Annotated in this window: 16 protein-coding genes; 13 read left to right on the top strand and 3 right to left on the bottom strand. The window is 58.8% G+C overall.

The window, feature by feature from the left end; translation table 11 throughout:
• The first annotated feature begins 1 nt into the window (after position 1).
• Genes NR126_RS20610 through NR126_RS20620 form a run of 3 tightly spaced genes read left to right on the top strand, consistent with a single transcriptional unit; the run spans position 2 to position 2,154 of the window.
• Positions 2 to 1,405 (top strand): sodium-dependent transporter, encoded by a 1,404-nt coding sequence (locus tag NR126_RS20610; protein ID WP_256830999.1) that lies wholly within the window; start codon positions 2 to 4, stop codon positions 1,403 to 1,405.
• Positions 1,406 to 1,412: 7 nt separating this feature from the next.
• Positions 1,413 to 1,847 (top strand): type II toxin-antitoxin system RatA family toxin, encoded by a 435-nt coding sequence (locus tag NR126_RS20615; RefSeq protein WP_027619337.1) that lies wholly within the window; start codon positions 1,413 to 1,415, stop codon positions 1,845 to 1,847.
• Positions 1,840 to 2,154 (top strand): RnfH family protein, encoded by a 315-nt coding sequence (locus NR126_RS20620; RefSeq protein ID WP_027619338.1) that lies wholly within the window; start codon positions 1,840 to 1,842, stop codon positions 2,152 to 2,154. Before NR126_RS20615 ends, NR126_RS20620 begins: the two co-directional genes overlap by 8 nt.
• Positions 2,155 to 2,217: 63 nt before the next feature.
• On the opposite strand, the gene NR126_RS20625 is transcribed toward NR126_RS20620, so the two are convergent.
• Positions 2,218 to 2,742: an outer membrane protein assembly factor BamE gene (locus NR126_RS20625; protein WP_027619339.1), complete on the bottom strand. Its 525-nt coding sequence runs from the start codon at positions 2,740 to 2,742 to the stop codon at positions 2,218 to 2,220.
• A 97-nt stretch (positions 2,743 to 2,839) separates the two neighbouring features.
• Between NR126_RS20625 and fur the strand changes: the two genes are divergently transcribed.
• Positions 2,840 to 3,244, top strand: coding sequence for a ferric iron uptake transcriptional regulator (gene fur, locus NR126_RS20630; protein WP_007920840.1), 405 nt, complete (start codon positions 2,840 to 2,842; stop codon positions 3,242 to 3,244).
• 75 nt (positions 3,245 to 3,319) lie between these two features.
• On the opposite strand, the gene recN is transcribed toward fur, so the two are convergent.
• Entirely contained in the window at positions 3,320 to 4,993 is a 1,674-nt protein-coding gene (gene recN / locus NR126_RS20635) for a DNA repair protein RecN (RefSeq protein WP_256831000.1), read from the bottom strand.
• A gap of 248 nt (positions 4,994 to 5,241) precedes the next feature.
• Here recN and grpE point away from each other — a divergent pair, with 248 nt between their 5' ends.
• The 8 genes from grpE (at position 5,242) to NR126_RS20675 (ending at position 15,727) form a co-directional block, all read left to right on the top strand.
• Positions 5,242 to 5,808: a nucleotide exchange factor GrpE gene (grpE, locus tag NR126_RS20640; RefSeq protein ID WP_027619341.1), complete on the top strand. Its 567-nt coding sequence runs from the start codon at positions 5,242 to 5,244 to the stop codon at positions 5,806 to 5,808.
• A 102-nt stretch (positions 5,809 to 5,910) separates the two neighbouring features.
• Positions 5,911 to 7,827: a molecular chaperone DnaK gene (gene dnaK / locus NR126_RS20645; RefSeq protein WP_027619342.1), complete on the top strand. Its 1,917-nt coding sequence runs from the start codon at positions 5,911 to 5,913 to the stop codon at positions 7,825 to 7,827.
• Between the two features lie 318 nt (positions 7,828 to 8,145).
• Positions 8,146 to 9,270 carry a molecular chaperone DnaJ gene (dnaJ, locus tag NR126_RS20650; protein ID WP_027619343.1) on the top strand — a complete coding sequence of 375 codons (1,125 nt, stop codon included), beginning with the start codon at positions 8,146 to 8,148 and terminating at the stop codon, positions 9,268 to 9,270.
• A 10-nt stretch (positions 9,271 to 9,280) separates the two neighbouring features.
• Entirely contained in the window at positions 9,281 to 10,087 is an 807-nt protein-coding gene (dapB, locus tag NR126_RS20655; protein WP_027619344.1) for a 4-hydroxy-tetrahydrodipicolinate reductase, read from the top strand.
• 260 nt (positions 10,088 to 10,347) lie between these two features.
• Positions 10,348 to 11,484: a glutamine-hydrolyzing carbamoyl-phosphate synthase small subunit gene (gene carA / locus NR126_RS20660; RefSeq protein WP_027619345.1), complete on the top strand. Its 1,137-nt coding sequence runs from the start codon at positions 10,348 to 10,350 to the stop codon at positions 11,482 to 11,484.
• Between the two features lie 115 nt (positions 11,485 to 11,599).
• Positions 11,600 to 14,821, top strand: a complete 3,222-nt coding sequence (gene carB / locus NR126_RS20665; RefSeq protein ID WP_256831004.1) for a carbamoyl-phosphate synthase large subunit — start codon at positions 11,600 to 11,602, stop codon at positions 14,819 to 14,821.
• A complete protein-coding gene (gene greA, locus NR126_RS20670; RefSeq protein WP_003221530.1) occupies positions 14,818 to 15,294 on the top strand; it encodes a transcription elongation factor GreA in 477 nt (158 codons plus the stop codon). Before carB ends, greA begins: the two co-directional genes overlap by 4 nt.
• 28 nt (positions 15,295 to 15,322) lie before the next feature.
• Positions 15,323 to 15,727: a hypothetical protein gene (locus tag NR126_RS20675; protein WP_027619347.1), complete on the top strand. Its 405-nt coding sequence runs from the start codon at positions 15,323 to 15,325 to the stop codon at positions 15,725 to 15,727.
• A 9-nt stretch (positions 15,728 to 15,736) separates the two neighbouring features.
• Here the strand turns inward: NR126_RS20675 and NR126_RS20680 are convergent, their stop codons facing one another.
• Complete coding sequence (locus NR126_RS20680) at positions 15,737 to 16,045, bottom strand: YhbY family RNA-binding protein (protein WP_027619348.1); 309 nt, start codon at positions 16,043 to 16,045, stop codon at positions 15,737 to 15,739.
• 101 nt (positions 16,046 to 16,146) lie between these two features.
• Here NR126_RS20680 and rlmE point away from each other — a divergent pair, with 101 nt between their 5' ends.
• Entirely contained in the window at positions 16,147 to 16,776 is a 630-nt protein-coding gene (gene rlmE / locus NR126_RS20685) for a 23S rRNA (uridine(2552)-2'-O)-methyltransferase RlmE (RefSeq protein ID WP_027619349.1), read from the top strand.
• Positions 16,777 to 16,876 lie beyond the last annotated feature (100 nt).

The raw sequence follows: 16,876 nt of genomic DNA on the forward strand, positions 1-16,876 counted from the left end.
GATGTCGTCAGACAAGGTTTCAGTCCACGGCAGTTGGGCCAGTCGCTGGGTATTTATCTTCGCGGCGACCGGTTCAGCCGTGGGCCTGGGGAGCATCTGGAAATTCCCCTATATGGTCGGCGTCTACGGCGGCGGTGCGTTTGTCCTGGTGTTTCTGGCGTGTATTGCGCTGATCGGCTTGCCGGTGATGCTCGCCGAAACCCTGATTGGCCGGCGCGCCCGTCAGGCTCCGGCGAATGCCTTGAAGGTCCTGGCGCTGGAGGCCGGGCATTCGGCTAAATGGTCCTGGGGTGCCTTTGCCGGGATGATCACGGCATTGCTGATTCTGTCTTTCTATAGTGTGGTCGGCGGCTGGTCGCTGGACTACATCATCAGCATGGGGAGTGGTCGGTTTCAGGGGGTGGCGGCCGATCAGGTCGGTGCCTGGTTCGAACGAGTGATTGCCGATCCCTGGCGCCTGACGCTGTGGCATACCTTGTTCATGCTGCTGTCGGCAGCGGTGATCGCCAAAGGCGTGGTGGCGGGGCTGGAGCGCAGCTTGCGGATCATGATGCCGTTGTTGTTCGTGATGTTGCTGGTGCTGCTGGGCTACAGCATGACCACCGGGCACTTCATGGAGGGCGTGCATTTCATGTTCGACTTTGACTCGGCCAAGGTCCTCGGCGGGTTGTTGCCGGCCATGGGCCATGCGTTCTTTTCTTTGAGCGTGGGTGTCGGTTCCATCATGATTTATGGCGCTTACATGCCTAAGGATTCATCGATTTCCGGCACTGTGGTCGGCGTTGCTTTGCTGGACACCTTCGTTTCGTTGCTGGCGGGTCTGGCATTGTTTCCAATTGTGTTTGCGGGCGGTTTGAACCCCAGCGAAGGGCCTGGCCTGATGTTTGTCAGCCTGCCTTTTGCCTTTGGTAATGTGGCCTTCGGCCAGTTGATGGGCGTAGTGTTTTTCGTGTTGGTGGCGATTGCCGCCTGGAGTTCGGCGATTTCCTTGCTTGAGCCGATGGTGGCGTATCTGGTCGAACGGACCCGTGTCAGCCGGGGTTGGGTGACGTTCTGGCTGGCCTTCAGCTGCTGGTTCGTTGGCTTGGGCACGGTGTTTTCCTTCAATATCTGGAAGCAGGCCAGGTTTTTTGTGAACGATGGTGCCGGGTTTCACCTCTATCAATGGGGGGCGAACAGCGGGCTGGACTTCTTTGGCGTGATCGATTTCTTCACCTCGCGGATCATGTTGCCGCTCGGTGGTTTGTGTTTTGTGGTGTTTGCGGGTTGGGTGATGAACCGGGAAGCGGTGCGCGACGAGCTGTCGATTCGCAGCCCAGTACTGTTCGGCCTGACCTTGTTTTTGATGCGCTATGTGGCGCCCCTCGGCATTCTCGTAGTGTTTGCCGCCCAGTTTTGGAAGTGACGCTGACATGACGACACACATTCAACGTTCGGCCCTGTTGCCGTATCCGGCTCAAGCGCTTTACGACCTGGTCAACGACGTGGCGCGCTATCCGGAATTCCTGCCCTGGTGTTCCGATGCCAAGGTCATTGAAAGCTCAGCCGAGCACATGCGCGCCAGCGTCGGAGTGGCCAAGGGCGGGTTGAGCCAGCATTTCGTCACGCGCAACACTCTGGTGCCGGGGCATTCGATCGAGATGAATCTCGAGGAAGGGCCATTCACTCAGTTGCATGGCGTCTGGGTGTTCAAGCCGTTGGGCGAGAAGGCCTGCAAGATCAGCCTGGACCTGACCTTTGATTACGCCGGGCCGATTATTCGCGCGACCCTGGGGCCATTGTTCAACCAGGCGGCCAATACCCTGGTCGATGCGTTCTGCCAGCGCGCCAAGCAACTGCATGTCTGAGTCAATGATCGAGGTCGAGGTGGTGCATGCCGCCGTTGCTCGTCAGGTGCTGCTAAAGGTACTTGTGCCCAAGGGGGCCACTGTTCGTGGGGCCTTGTTGCGTTCAGGGATCGCCGAGCAGTTCCCGGAACTCGATCTGACGAACTGCGCTATCGGGATCTTTGCCAAGGCTGTGGCGGATCCGGATAGCTATGAGGTTCAGGCCGGTGATCGCATCGAAATTTACCGCCCCTTGTTGGCCGACCCCAAGGAAGTTCGGCGGTTGCGCGCGGCGAAGGCGGCCCAGGCCAAAGCCCGGGAGCAGTAGTTTTCTCGGAGCGCAGACAAGAAAAAGCCCGGCGTGCCGGGCTTTTTCTTGTGTCGCAAAAAATTATTGCGTGGTGTCCAGCGGTTCTGGTGTTGGCACCGGAACGGTCTCTACGCCGTCGACGTCTTTCTGGATCTGGTCCAGCAGCGAACCCGGCTTGACCGGTTTCTCCGGCTTCGGCGGCTCGACGTTTTCCACTGGCGCGGAGACAGGCGTGGCGCTGTCCTTGCCCATCAGCGCTTCGTCACGGCTTACACCGGGCATGAAATCGCCCGACAGGCCGATCAGTTGGTCGTCAGGGCTGAAGGTTACGCTGATGCGTTCCTGCTGGCGTTCACCGCCACCTGGCTGCAAGCTGTACAGGTAATCCCAGCGATTGGCATGGAATGTGTCGGTCAGCAGAGGGTTACCCATGATAAACCGTACTTGCCGACGGGTCATTCCGGGGCGTAACTGGTCTATCATGTCCTGCGTGACGACATTGCCCTGTTGGATGTCGATTTTGTAAACCCCGGGGAATGAACAACCGGCGAGTGCGAGCAGTCCCACGAAGGTGAAACTGGTTAGCAAGAGCTTGGTGTTTTGCATCGGTGGGCGACTTCCACTATCTTGGCTGGGACAACGTAAACGCCGATCATACCCGCATTAAGAGAAGCTGCGAAGCAGCATCGCGAGAAAGCTGACCATGGTTGAAAATAGCGAACTACGCAAAGCCGGCCTCAAAGTGACCCTGCCACGGGTCAAGATTCTGCAAATGCTGGACTCCGCCGAGCAGCGTCACATGAGCGCCGAGGACGTCTACAAGGCCCTTATGGAAGCTGGCGAGGATGTCGGTCTGGCCACGGTATACCGTGTCCTGACCCAATTCGAAGCGGCTGGTCTGGTGGTCCGTCATAACTTCGATGGCGGCCATGCAGTCTTCGAATTGGCTGACGGCGGTCACCACGACCATATGGTCAACGTGGATTCCGGTGAAGTGATCGAATTCTTCGACGAAGAAATCGAAAAACTTCAGAAGGCGATCGTCGAAAAGCATGGCTTCGAGTTGGTGGATCACAACTTGGTGCTGTACGTACGTACTAAAAAGTAAGCATGTCGCGCGGATCCAGGTCCGCGAAACGAACGAAGGCGACCCAAGGGTCGCCTTCGTGCTGTCTGCTGCCTTTTAAGCTTTTGCAGTGACGACCATTTTCTTCGCGTGCGCCAGGGATTCCTTGGTCAGGTCGATCCCGCCCAGCATTCGTGCCACCTCTTCTATACGTTCGTTCTTGCTCAGTTTGGACACCGCGGTGCGAGTCGCTTCCTCATCGCGGACCTTGTGCACAAACAGATGCTGATGCCCTTGGGAGGCCACTTGCGGCAAGTGGGTGACGGTCAGTACCTGGCCGCGCTCGCCCAAGCGACGCAAGAGTTGGCCGACAATCTCCGCTGTTGGCCCACCGATGCCCACATCCACCTCATCGAAGACCAGGGTTGGAATGCGTGAGGTTTGCGCGGTGATCACCTGAATAGCCAGGCTGATACGTGACAACTCGCCACCGGAAGCCACTTTGGCCAGCGCCTTGAGCGGTTGGCCGGGGTTGGCGCTGACCAGCAGTTCTACCTGTTCCAGGCCGTTGGGCAATAGCTCGGCGCTGGTGTTGGGGCGCAATTCGATGGTGAAGCGTCCGCCTGGCATGCCCAGGCGCTGGATTTCCTGCTCGACGGCGTGGGCCAGGCCGGTAGAGGCCTGGTGTCGCAAGTCGCTCAGTTCGCGGGCTTTTTCCTGGTAATGACGGGCGAACGCCCCCAGTTCTTCGCTGAGGCGCTCGATGGATTCGTCGTTGGCATTCAGAGTTTCGATCTCGTCCAGCAGTCGTTGCTGCAACTCGGCAACCTCGGTGGGCTGGATCCGGTGTTTGCGCGCCAAGGTATAGATAGTGTCCAGGCGCTCCTCGAGTTGCTGCAGGCGCGCAGGGTCGGCGTCGAAGTGGTCGAGGAAGCGATTCAGTTCGCCGACGGCTTCTTCGACCTGGATCTGTGCGCTGGTCAGCAGATTGGTAGCCTCGCCCAGAGCATTCGACGAGCCATTGACGCTGGACAGGCGATTGAGGCTGGCGGTCAGGGCATTCAGGACGTTGCCCGAATCGCTCTCGCTGCACTGCTCGACGACCTGGCGGCAAATACCCAGCAGGGTTTCGGCGTTGGTCAGGTTCTTATGCTCTTGCTCAAGCTGTTCCAGTTCGTTATCGCCGAGGGCGAGGTTTTCCAGCTCTTCGAGCTGATAGCTAAGCAATTGGTGGCGGGCGCGCTGCTCGTCACCGGAGTTGGACAGGCGCTCCAGCTCCTGGCGGGTCTGCCGCCAGCGCTGGGCGGCCAGTTGCACCTGGCGGGCGAGGTCGGTGGCGCCGGCATATTCATCCAGCAGTCGGCGATGAGTCTCGGTCTTCAGCAGTGACTGGTGTTCATGCTGGCTGTGAATGTCGATCAGCAGTTCGCCGAGGGCCTTGAGATCACCCAGCGGGCAGGTGGTGCCATTGATGTAGCCGCGCGAACGGCCCTCGGCGGTAATCACCCGGCGCAGGATGCACGGGCCGTCGCTGTCGAGGTCGCGGTCGGCCAGCCAGGCGCGGGCTTCGGGGATGTCTACCAGATCGAAGGTGGCGAGGATGTCGGCCTTTTCGGCACCTGGACGAACCACGCCGCTGTCGGCGCGATCGCCCAGGGTCAGGCCCAGGGCGTCAAGCATGATCGACTTGCCGGCGCCGGTTTCCCCTGTGATCACGCTCATCCCGCGATCGAGTTCGAGATCGAGATGTTCAACGATGGCGTAGTTGTGTACGGACAGGTGCACCAGCATAAAGGCCGCTCCCAAGCGAAATGTCTGGTTATTTATACAGTAGTTTATTTGCGCCTGACAATGCCCGCGTTTAGCTCGATTTGCTTGGTTCCGAGGTTTTTTTAAAACCTGTCCCGGGCAAAACAGGTCTTTTTATGTGGGTAATGCAATTGCTCGCATAGCGAGCCCTTGAACCGGCGAATTGCGACCCCATATACCGGGGCAGAAGCGCGAGTCGAGATCGCGCACGATTTTGAAAGGAGAAATCTATGGCTGACGAACAGACTCTGGATACGCAAAACCCAGACGCCAATCAGGCTTCCCAAGCATCGGGTGAAGACCTGGTGGCTCGTGTACAAGTGCTCGAAGAGCAACTGGCTGGCGCTCAGGATCAAGCTTTGCGTGTTGCGGCTGATCTGCAGAACGTCCGCCGTCGCGCCGAGCAGGATGTAGAAAAAGCGCACAAATTCGCCCTGGAAAAATTTGCTGGCGACCTGCTGCCGATCATCGACAGCCTGGAGCGCGGCCTGGAGTTGTCCAACCCGGACGACGAAAGCATTCGCCCAATGCGCGAAGGGATCGAACTGACCCTGAAAATGTTCCAGGACACCCTGAAGCGTTATCAGTTGGAAGCGATCGATCCTGAAGGTGAGCCCTTCAATGCCGAGCACCATCAGGCGATGGCCATGCAGGAAAGCGCCGACATGGAACCCAACAGCGTGCTGAAGGTGTTCCAGAAGGGCTATGTGCTCAACGGCCGCCTGCTGCGCCCGGCCATGGTTGTGGTCAGCAAGGCGCCTGCGCCGGTTTCGCCTTCGATTGACGAGCAGGCTTGAAATCCGCCGCAAGGCCCCCATTTATAAGTCAAGCGTTTAAGTATTACCGCAGTTAGCCACCACTGCTGCGGCAACCAAATCCAAAGTTTCGGGAGAGTGAACATGGGCAAAATTATCGGTATCGACCTGGGGACCACCAACTCCTGCGTCTCCATTCTTGAAAACGGCAACGTCAAAGTTATCGAAAACGCCGAAGGCGCGCGCACCACGCCATCGATCGTGGCTTACGCCAACGACGGCGAAATCCTGGTTGGCCAGTCGGCCAAGCGTCAGGCAGTGACCAATCCGCACAACACCCTGTACGCGGTGAAGCGTCTGATCGGTCGTCGCTTCGAAGAAGAAGTGGTACAGAAAGACATCCAGATGGTCCCTTACAAGATCGTCAAGGCAGACAATGCCGACGCCTGGGTTGAAGTGAACGGCCAGAAAATGTCGCCGCCACAGATCTCGGCTGAAATCCTGAAGAAAATGAAGAAAACCGCCGAAGACTACCTCGGCGAAGCAGTGACTGAAGCGGTGATCACCGTTCCTGCTTACTTCAACGACAGCCAGCGCCAGGCGACCAAAGACGCCGGCCGTATTGCTGGTCTGGACGTGAAACGTATCATCAACGAACCTACCGCCGCTGCTCTGGCTTACGGTATGGACAAGGCCAAGGGCGATCACACCGTGATCGTTTATGACCTGGGTGGCGGTACCTTCGACGTTTCGGTGATCGAAATCGCCGAAGTTGATGGCGAGCACCAGTTCGAAGTATTGGCGACCAACGGTGACACGTTCCTCGGCGGTGAAGACTTCGACATTCGTCTGATCGACTACCTCGTTGACGAATTCAAGAAAGAAAGCGGCATGAACCTCAAAGGTGACCCGCTGGCGATGCAGCGCCTGAAAGAAGCCGCTGAAAAAGCCAAGATCGAGCTGTCTTCGAGCCTGCAGACCGACGTCAACCTGCCGTACATCACTGCAGATGCGACCGGTCCTAAGCACTTGAACGTGAAAATCTCCCGCGCCAAGCTGGAAGCGCTGGTGGAAGACCTGGTTCAACGCACCATCGAGCCTTGCCGCATCGCTCTGAAAGACTCGGGTATCGACGTTGGCGCGATCAACGACGTGATCCTGGTCGGTGGCCAGACTCGTATGCCGCTGGTACAGAAAGCGGTGACTGATTTCTTCGGTAAAGAAGCACGTAAAGACGTGAACCCGGACGAAGCAGTGGCCATGGGTGCTGCTATCCAGGGCGCGGTACTGGCTGGTGACGTGAAAGACGTCCTGCTGCTCGACGTCAGCCCGCTGACCCTGGGTATCGAAACCATGGGCGGCGTGATGACTGCACTGATCGAGAAAAACACCACGATTCCTACCAAGAAATCGCAAGTGTTCTCGACTGCCGATGACAACCAGGGCGCTGTGACCATTCATGTGCTGCAAGGCGAGCGTAAGCAAGCGGCGCAGAACAAGTCTCTGGGCAAGTTCGACCTGGCCGAGATTCCACCTGCACCACGTGGCGTGCCACAAATTGAAGTGACCTTCGACATCGACGCCAACGGCATTCTGCACGTAGGCGCCAAGGACAAGGCCACCGGCAAGACCCAGTCGATCGTGATCAAGGCTAACTCCGGTCTGTCCGAGGAAGAAATTCAGCAAATGATTCGCGATGCTGAAACCAACGCCGACGAAGACCGCAAGTTCGAAGAGCTGGCATCCGCCCGTAACCAGGGTGACGCGCTGGTCCACTCGACTCGCAAAATGATCGCCGATGCTGGCGACAAAGTGAGTGCTGAAGAGAAGACTGCAATCGAAGCCGCAGTGGTTGCCCTGGAAGCCGCCGTCAAAGGCGACGACAAGGCTGCCATCGAAGCCAAGGTTGAAGAGCTTTCGAAAGTCTCCGCTCCAGTGGCGCAGAAGATGTACGCCGAGCAGGCTCAGCCAGCTGAAGGCGCAGCCGCGCAAGGTGAGTCGGCCCAGAAGGCGGATGACGTTGTCGATGCTGAGTTCGAAGAAGTAAAAGACCAGAAGTAAGTTGTTGGTCGGCCGGTTGACTGCCTTTGTGCGGTGACTGGTAGGATGTCGCCGCGCGGGAGCTTGCTCCCGCGTTGGCGTGTCTGGAGTAGAGGAATTTTTACAGCATGCGACGATGTTCGGGTGCTGGCGGTGCGCTCGGGGATGCTCCTGCTTCCCGGCTCATGAGTACCGCATCTGCAGGGCGCTGATCCTGCAGCCATCAAAGACCAGGATCGTTGAATTGACGTGAGTTGGGTCCGGGCCTGTATTGGGGCTCAACGAGTTTGGCAAGGCTCAGGAGGGGTTTGCCGAACGTCCTTAAGAGTGCAAAGACTTATGGCAAAGCGTGACTATTACGAAGTGTTGGGTGTTGAGCGTGGCACAAGCGAAGCAGACCTGAAGAAGGCCTACCGCCGCCTGGCGATGAAGCACCACCCGGACCGTAATCCTGACGATAAAGCGTCGGAAGAACTGTTCAAGGAGGCCAACGAGGCCTACGAAGTGTTGTCCGATTCCAGCAAGCGCGCGGCGTATGACCAGTATGGTCATGCCGGTGTCGATCCAAGCATGGGCGGCGGCGGTGCCGGCTTTGGCGGGCAGAACTTCTCCGACATCTTCGGTGATGTGTTCAGTGATTTCTTCGGCGGTGGTCGCGGCGGTTCCCGTGGCGGCGCCCAGCGCGGCAGCGACCTGCGCTACACCCTGGAGCTGAACCTGGAAGAAGCGGTGCGCGGCACCACTGTGAATATCCGTGTGCCGACGCTGGTCAACTGCAGCCCTTGCGACGGTTCCGGCGCGAAGAAGGGCTCCTCGCCAGTGACCTGCCCAACCTGTGGCGGCATCGGTCAGGTGCGCATGCAGCAAGGCTTCTTCTCGGTGCAGCAGACCTGCCCGCGTTGCCATGGCCAGGGCAAGATCATTTCCGACCCGTGCAACTCCTGCAACGGCGAAGGGCGTGTCGAAGAGTACAAGACCCTGTCGGTGAAAGTGCCGGCTGGCGTCGATACCGGCGACCGCATTCGCTTGTCGGGCGAAGGCGAGGCGGGCACTCAGGGTGGGCCGACTGGCGACCTGTATGTGGTGATCAACGTGCGTGAGCATGCGATCTTCCAGCGTGACGGTAAGCACCTGTTCTGCGAAGTGCCGATCAGCTTCGTCGACGCGGCATTGGGTGGCGAGCTGGAGATTCCGACCCTCGATGGTCGGGTCAAGCTGAAGATCCCTGAAGGCACCCAGACCGGCAAGCAGTTCCGCGTTCGCGGCAAAGGCGTTGCGCCGGTGCGTGGCGGCGGTGCGGGCGATTTGATGTGCCGCGTTGCGGTGGAGACTCCGGTCAACCTGAGCCGTCGTCAGCGCGAATTGCTGGAAGAGTTCCGCAGCTCGCTGGCGGACGACAATAGCCACTCGCCGAAAACCACTGGCTGGTTCGAAGGCGTGAAGCGTTTCTTCGGCGACCTGTAAGGAAACTGGTATGCGACGTATAGCTGTGATGGGCGCCGCCGGGCGCATGGGCAAGATTCTGGTGGAGGCGGTGCAGCAGCGCGCGCCGCTGACCGGCCTGACCGCGGCCATCGTGCGCCCCGGCAGCACCTTGATTGGCGTCGATGCCGGTGAGCTGGCATCGCTGGGTCGCATCGGGGTGCCGCTGGTGGGTAACCTGGAGGCGGTGGCGGATGAATTCGATGTGTTGATCGATTTTACCTTGCCGGAAGTCATGCTGAAAAACCTCGCGTTCTGCCGCAAGGCGGGCAAGGCCATGGTCATCGGCACTACTGGGCTGGACGTGGCGCAGAAGCAGTTGCTGGCAGAGGCTGGCAAGGACATCCCGATCGTCTTCGCGGCCAACTTCAGTGTCGGTGTCAACCTGTCGCTGAAGCTGCTCGACATGGCGGCGCGGGTTCTGGGGGATGAGGCTGATGTGGAAATCATCGAGGCTCATCACCGGCACAAGATCGATGCGCCGTCGGGTACCGCGTTGCGCATGGGTGAGGTGATTGCCGATGCCCTGGGTCGTGATCTGCAAGAGGTCGCGGTCTATGGTCGCGAAGGGCACACCGGCGCACGTGATCGCCAAACCATCGGCTTTGCCACGGTTCGCGGTGGTGATGTGGTGGGCGATCATACGGTGCTGTTCGCCTGTGAGGGCGAGCGCCTGGAAGTGACGCACAAAGCGTCGAGTCGCATGACCTTCGCCAAGGGTGCAGTGCGTGCAGCCCTGTGGCTGGATGCGCGCGAACCAGGCCTGTATGACATGCAAGACGTGCTCGAATTGCGTTAAGATGCGCCCGAAATCGGGCTTGAACTGCAGGTTCGGGCCCGGTTTTACTTCGCCAAGCGACGACCTGTCGCATTCTCAGGCCTTTCAGGCTCATTGGCGGTAGACCGAAAAGCCCTTTTTCTGTAAGCTACAGCTTTAGTGTGTCCACTAAAAGCGCGCAGAATAATTCAGTGAAAAAAGCGGGGTGACGTGTCCATACGTCACTCCGCTTTTTTACAACCTGCGATCGCCCCTTCAGGCTTTATTTACGGGAGGTCTTCTTGACTAAGCCAGCCATACTCGCCCTTGCTGATGGCAGCATTTTTCGTGGCGAAGCCATTGGAGCCGACGGCCAGACCGTTGGAGAGGTGGTGTTCAACACCGCCATGACCGGCTATCAGGAAATCCTTACCGATCCTTCCTACGCCCAGCAAATCGTTACCCTGACTTACCCGCACATCGGCAACACCGGCACCACGCCGGAAGACGCCGAGTCCAACCGTGTATGGTCTGCCGGCCTGGTCATTCGTGACTTGCCACTGGTTGCGAGCAACTGGCGTAACACGATGTCCCTGTCCGACTACCTGAAAGCCAACAACGTGGTGGCTATCGCCGGTATCGACACCCGCCGTCTGACGCGCATCCTGCGTGAGAAAGGCGCGCAGAACGGCTGCATCATGGCCGGTGACAACATTTCCGAAGAAGCGGCGATTGCAGCGGCCCGTGGCTTCCCTGGCTTGAAGGGCATGGACCTGGCGAAAGTCGTCAGCACCAAAGAGCAATACGAATGGCGCTCGACTGTCTGGGATCTGAAGACCGACAGCCACGCGACCATCGATGCCAGCGAACTGCCGTACCACGTCGTGGCCTACGACTACGGCGTCAAGGTCAACATCCTGCGCATGCTGGTCGAGCGCGGTTGCCGCGTGACTGTGGTGCCGGCGCAAACCCCTGCTGCCGACGTGCTGGCCCTTAATCCGGATGGCGTGTTCCTGTCCAACGGCCCGGGTGACCCTGAGCCTTGCGACTACGCGATCCAGGCGATCAAGGAAGTGCTCGAGACCGAGATTCCGGTATTCGGCATCTGCCTGGGTCACCAATTGCTGGCCCTGGCGTCTGGCGCCAAGACCCTGAAAATGGGCCACGGCCACCACGGTGCCAACCACCCGGTGCAGGACCTGGATTCCGGTGTGGTGATGATCACCAGCCAGAACCACGGTTTCGCTGTGGATGAAGAAACCCTGCCGGCCAACGTGCGAGCGATCCACAAATCGCTGTTCGACGGCACCCTGCAAGGTATCGAGCGTACCGACAAGAGCGCCTTCAGCTTCCAGGGTCACCCTGAAGCCAGCCCTGGCCCGAACGACGTGGCGCCGCTGTTCGATCGCTTCATCAACGAGATGGCCAAGCGACGCTGATCGCTGGCCTTGATGGAATGAAGCTTGAGGGCGGTCCCGACAACGGCGGCCCCCTCAAGTCAAAGATTGAACAAGACGGCTTGCCGACTGACCTGCGGATTTGAGTGACAAACCCATGCCAAAACGTACAGACATTAAAAGCATCCTGATTCTCGGCGCTGGCCCGATCGTGATCGGCCAGGCCTGCGAATTCGACTACTCCGGCGCCCAGGCTTGCAAAGCCCTGCGCGAAGAGGGTTACCGCGTCATCCTGGTGAACTCCAACCCGGCCACCATCATGACCGACCCGGCCATGGCCGACGCCACCTACATCGAACCGATCAAATGGCAGACCGTTGCCAAGATCATCGAGAAAGAGCGTCCGGACGCACTGCTGCCGACCATGGGTGGTCAGACCGCTCTGAACTGCGCCCTGGACCTGGAGCGCGAAGGCGTCCTGGAGAAGTTCGGCGTAGAGATGATCGGTGCCAATGCCGACACCATCGACAAGGCTGAAGACCGTTCGCGTTTCGACAAGGCGATGAAATCCATCGGCCTGGCGTGCCCGCGTTCCGGTATCGCCCACAGCATGGAAGAAGCCAATGCGGTCCTCGAGACCCTGGGCTTCCCGTGCATCATCCGTCCGTCCTTCACCATGGGCGGCACCGGTGGTGGTATCGCCTACAACCGTGAAGAATTCGAAGAAATCTGCTCCCGCGGCCTCGACCTGTCGCCGACCAAAGAGCTGCTGATCGACGAATCGCTGATCGGCTGGAAAGAATATGAGATGGAAGTTGTCCGCGACAAAAAGGACAACTGCATCATCGTCTGCTCGATCGAAAACTTCGACCCGATGGGCGTGCACACCGGTGACTCGATCACCGTGGCTCCGGCACAGACCCTGACCGACAAGGAATACCAGATCCTGCGTAACGCCTCGTTGGCGGTATTGCGCGAGATCGGCGTTGAGACTGGCGGTTCCAACGTGCAGTTCGGTATCTGCCCGGACACCGGCCGCATGGTCGTGATCGAGATGAACCCGCGTGTATCGCGTTCCTCGGCCCTGGCTTCGAAAGCCACCGGCTTCCCGATCGCCAAGGTCGCGGCCAAGCTGGCCGTGGGTTATACCCTTGATGAGCTGTCGAACGACATCACCGGCGGCAAGACCCCGGCGTCCTTCGAGCCGTCGATCGACTACGTCGTGACCAAGCTGCCACGTTTCGCCTTCGAGAAATTCGCCAAGGCTGACGCGCGCCTGACCACCCAGATGAAGTCGGTGGGCGAAGTCATGGCCATCGGCCGGACCTTCCAGGAATCCCTGCAGAAAGCCCTGCGTGGCCTGGAAGTGGGTGTTTGCGGCCTGGATGAGAAGCTCGATCTGAAAAACCCGGAAAGCATGAGCGTGCTCAAGCGCGAACTGACCGTGCCGGGCGCCGAGCGTATCTGGTACGTGGCGGATGCCTTCCGTGCCGGCATGACGGTCGAGCAGATCTTCGGCATGAACATGATCGACCCTTGGTTCCTGGTGCAGATCGAAGACCTGATCAAGGAAGAAGAGAAGGTCAAGACCCTGGGTCTGTCGGCCATCGATCGCGACCTGATGTTCCGTCTCAAGCGCAAAGGCTTCTCCGACATGCGTCTGGCCAAGTTGCTGGGTGTAACCGAGAAGAGCCTGCGTGCTCACCGTCACAAGCTGGAAATCTTCCCGGTCTACAAGCGCGTCGACACCTGCGCGGCCGAGTTCGCCACCGACACCGCCTACCTGTACTCGACCTACGAGGAAGAGTGCGAAGCAGCGCCGTCGGGTCGCGACAAGATCATGATCCTGGGTGGCGGTCCTAACCGTATCGGCCAGGGTATCGAGTTCGACTACTGCTGCGTGCACGCGGCACTGGCGCTGCGCGATGACGGTTACGAGACCATCATGGTCAACTGCAACCCGGAAACCGTCTCCACCGACTACGACACCTCCGATCGCCTGTACTTCGAACCAGTGACCCTGGAAGACGTGCTGGAAATCGTCCGCGTCGAGAAGCCGAAAGGCGTGATCGTCCAGTACGGCGGCCAGACCCCGCTGAAACTGGCGCGTGCCCTGGAAGCCGCTGGCGTGCCGATCATCGGTACCAGCCCTGACGCGATCGACCGTGCCGAAGACCGTGAGCGCTTCCAGCAGATGGTTCAGCGCCTGAACTTGCGTCAGCCGCCAAATGCCACCGTGCGCAGCGAAGACGAAGCGATTCGTGCCGCCAGCAAGATCGGTTACCCGCTGGTGGTCCGTCCGTCCTATGTACTGGGCGGCCGTGCGATGGAAATCGTTTACGAAGAGGAAGAGCTCAAGCGCTATCTGCGTGAAGCAGTGCAAGTGTCCAACGACAGCCCGGTGCTGCTGGACCACTTCCTCAACTGCGCCATCGAAATGGACGTCGATGCGGTCTGCGACGGCAAAGATGTTGTGATCGGCGCGATCATGCAGCACATCGAGCAGGCCGGTGTTCACTCCGGTGACTCCGCATGCTCGCTGCCGCCATACTCGCTGCCTGCACACATCCAGGACGAGATGCGCGAACAGGTCAAGAAAATGGCCCTGGAACTGGGTGTGATCGGCCTGATGAACGTGCAGTTGGCGCTGCAAGGCGACGACATCTACGTCATCGAAGTCAATCCGCGCGCTTCCCGTACTGTGCCGTTCGTGTCCAAGTGCATCGGTGTTTCCCTGGCAATGATCGCGGCTCGCGTCATGGCCGGTAAGACCTTGAAGGAAATCGGCTTCACCAAGGAAATCATCCCGAACTTCTACAGCGTGAAAGAGGCGGTGTTCCCGTTCGCCAAATTCCCTGGCGTTGACCCGATCCTCGGCCCAGAGATGAAGTCGACCGGTGAAGTGATGGGCGTGGGCGACACCTTCGGTGAAGCATTCGCCAAGGCCCAGATGGGCGCCAGCGAAGTGCTGCCGACCGGCGGTACTGCGTTTATCAGCGTTCGCGATGATGACAAGCCGCTGGTTGCCGGTGTTGCGCGTGACCTGATCAGCCTCGGCTTCGAAGTGGTTGCGACCGCGGGTACTGCCAAGCTGATCGAAGCTGCCGGCCTGAAAGTCCGTCGTGTAAACAAGGTGACCGAAGGTCGTCCGCACGTGGTCGACATGATCAAGAATGACGAAGTCACCCTGATCATCAACACCACCGAAGGCCGTCAGTCGATCGCTGACTCCTATTCCATTCGTCGCAACGCCTTGCAGCATAAGATCTACTGCACCACCACCATTGCTGCTGGCGAAGCGATCTGCGAAGCACTGAAGTTCGGTCCCGAGAAGACCGTGCGTCGCTTGCAGGATCTGCATGCAGGATTGAAGGCATGATCAAATACCCAATGACCGTCCAGGGCGCCAAAGCCCTGGAAGAGGAGCACGCCCATCTGACCAAGGTCGTTCGTCCGAAGCTGAGCCAGGACATCGGAACGGCCCGCGAGTTGGGCGACTTGAAGGAAAACGCCGAATACCACGCTGCTCGCGAGCAGCAGGGTATGGTCGAGGCGCGGATTCGTGACATTGAAGGCCGGATTCAGAATCAGGTCATTATCGACGTCACGACCATTCCTCACACCGGCAAAGTGATCTTCGGCACCACCGTCGAAATCGCCAACGTCGAGACTGATGAAAGCGTCACTTACCACATCGTGGGTGAGGATGAAGCTGACTTCAAACTCGGCAAGATTTCCGTCGGCTCCCCCCTGGCCCGTGCTTTGATCGGCAAGGAAGAGGGTGATGTGGTTGCGGTGAAAACGCCAAGTGGCGTTATCGAGTACGAGATTGTTGAAGTCCGCCATATCTGAAGGCTGGCGCTCGCTTCGTGCGGGCGCGATGCTTTGGCAACTGGCCCAGATGTTGTGGGTCGGTGGCCTGTGGCTGTTGCATATCGGTCTGCTGCCGGTGCTGGGTCGAATTGGCCTGGCGCCGCTGCTGATCGACGAAATCTCAAGCATGCTGAGTGCGCTGCTGGTTGGATTTTCAGCGGCGTGCGTGATTTCTCAGGTCTTGGTGCTGGTTCAGGCCAAGGGCCTTGTCAGTCTATGGCGCGATATTCGCGGGCAACTGCTGTTGATGGCGCTGTACGCAAGCACGATGTATTTCGTGGTGCGTATCCAGTGGCCCGAGGCGCAGCAGTGGGCACTGTTCAGCTATCTGGTGCTGGGTTTTTCCGGTTTGCTGCTGGTATTGCAGCCGGTCCCGGGATGGGGTGGCAGGGTGCGCGAAGCACACCCTTGACCCGTTTCATTACTTGAAGCGGTGGACGTTCGACAGTTGCTTGTTTACGCTGAAGTTCTTGCGATAAATCAGCGCCATCTTGCCGATGACTTGGACCAGGTCCGCTTTGCCGACCTTGCACAGTTCTGCAATGGTGGCCAGGCGCGATTCGCGGTCGAGGATGTTGAGCTTGATTTTGATCAGCTCGTGATCCGCCAAGGCGCGTTCAAGTTCGGCTAATACACCTTCAGTCAAACCGTTGTCTGCCACAATCAGAACTGGTTTCAGATGGTGGCCAATGGATTTGTACTGTTTCTTCTGCTCTGGAGTGAGCGGCATAATCTGACCCTTTCGTCTGGATTCTGTAAAATGGCGGCCATTTTACCCGAGGGCTCGTTGATCCGCCCAACTAATCACGACCCTAATCATCGAGGTGCCCAGTGGCGCGTTCCAAGACCAGCCTTGGTTGGCTGAAAAGACATGTCAATGATCCCTATGTGAAGCAGGCACAGAAGGATGGTTACCGCTCGCGTGCGAGCTACAAGCTTCTTGAAGTCCAGGAGAAATACAAACTGATCCGTCCGGGGATGAGTGTTGTCGACCTGGGTGCTGCTCCTGGTGGCTGGTCGCAGGTCACCAGTCGGCTGATCGGCGGTCAGGGCCGTTTGATCGCTTCGGACATCCTGGAAATGGACAGCATCCCGGACGTCACCTTCATCCAGGGGGACTTCACCGAGGACGCAGTACTCGCGCGCATCCTGGAAGCCGTCGGTAATTCGCAAGTGGACCTTGTGATTTCCGATATGGCCCCCAATATGAGTGGTACGCCTGAAGTGGATATGCCCAAAGCCATGTTTCTTTGTGAGCTGGCGCTTGATCTGGCGGAGCGGATCCTCAAGCCGGGCGGCAATTTTGTGATCAAGATTTTTCAGGGTGAGGGGTTCGACGTTTACCTGAAGGACGCCCGCAAGAAGTTCGACAAGATCCAAATGATCAAGCCGGACTCTTCCCGTGGCAGTTCCCGTGAGCAATACATGCTGGCCTGGGGCTTTCGCGGCGCAGGCGAGTAAAGCGAGTTTTTTTGGCGGGGCGATAGGATTTTCGTATTTCGCCTCGTGTGCATAAGCGAATATTGTGTAGGAAGAGTTTCACAAAGGGTTACAGACGGCG

Source organism: Pseudomonas sp. Pse1 (genome assembly GCF_024519635.1).
GTDB lineage: Bacteria > Pseudomonadota > Gammaproteobacteria > Pseudomonadales > Pseudomonadaceae > Aquipseudomonas.